The organism is Streptomyces alkaliphilus (genome assembly GCF_014141535.1).
GTDB classification, from domain to species: domain Bacteria; phylum Actinomycetota; class Actinomycetes; order Streptomycetales; family Streptomycetaceae; genus Streptomyces; species Streptomyces alkaliphilus.
The window spans coordinates 1-1,000 of record NZ_VKHT01001387.1; the positions used below are offsets into that span (position 1 = coordinate 1).

Consider the following 1,000-nt stretch of genomic DNA (forward strand, 5'->3'; position numbering starts at 1 on the left):
GGCCGTAGTGGCGGGCGGCCAGGGCGACCGACTGGACCTCCTCGTGGGCGTGCAGGCGGGATTTGCCGGTCTCCAGTTGGACGAGGTCGAGCACCTCGTCCTGGCGGTTCAGCAGCAGGTCGTGGAAGCGCAGCAGGACGGCGGCGCGCTCACGGGGGGATCGGGCGGCCCAGGCGGCCTGCGCGGCGCGCGCCCGGTCGCGGGCGACGGCCACCTCCTCGACCGTGGCGGCGGGGAGGTCGGCGAGGCGTTCACCGGTGAAGGGGGTGTGGCAGCGGGTGCTCTCGCTTCCGATGACATCTGCGGTGAGCCGGCGCACCAGTGCGGGATCGACCGTCGCGACGACGGGGCGGGGACGGGCCGGAACCGATTCGATCGTCATGACGCGAGGGTAGGCGGCCGGCACGGCGCTGCCTACCCATTGGTAACCGTTTTTCGCCGAGGATGCCGGCGATCGCCGGCACTGTTGGGGCGGGGGTCGCTCCCGCCCCCGGCGGCCCGGTCCAAACGGCTCGCGGTCAGTTCCCCCGGGGCGCGTAGGTGTCGGCGACGGTCGCGTGCACCCCGGCGATCTCGTCCCGGGAGCTCTCCGGCCCGCGGACCATCACCACGTGGTACCGGTCGTCGATCAGCAGCACCCGGTTCTGCGCGTACCGCATCCCCGAGCGGTCCCAGGTGAAGCCGCCCTCGGCCATGAGGATGTTGCCCACCCGGGTGGTGCGCAGGCTGCCGGAGGACTTCCACGCCGAGTCGCGGTACTCGCGCAGCTCCGGCTGGGACTGCAACTGGTAGGCCATCGGGTCGTCGCCGAACCCGCCGGTGTCGTCCCTGCCGGTGACCACCACCAACTCCAGGCCGTCGCCGACGTAGCGCACCACGTCGCCGCCGTCCTCGCGGCGCTGCCAGCCATCCGGGACGGCGATCGCGAAGCCGGCGGGATCCTGCGCCAGGGCGTAGCCGCCGGGGGCGCCGGGACCGGCGGTGGGCTCGGTGCCGGGGG

1 protein-coding gene and 1 pseudogene are annotated in these 1,000 nt (G+C 73.9%); both read right to left on the reverse strand.

Annotation, left to right across the window (positions count from 1 at the left end):
- Positions 1-382: aldehyde dehydrogenase family protein (locus FNQ90_RS24640; RefSeq protein ID WP_182608358.1), on the reverse strand; the 382-nt coding region annotated here is incomplete at its 3' end.
- Between the two features lie 136 nt (positions 383-518).
- Positions 519-1,000 (reverse strand): annotated as a pseudogene (locus tag FNQ90_RS24645) (hypothetical protein); the annotation flags it as partial.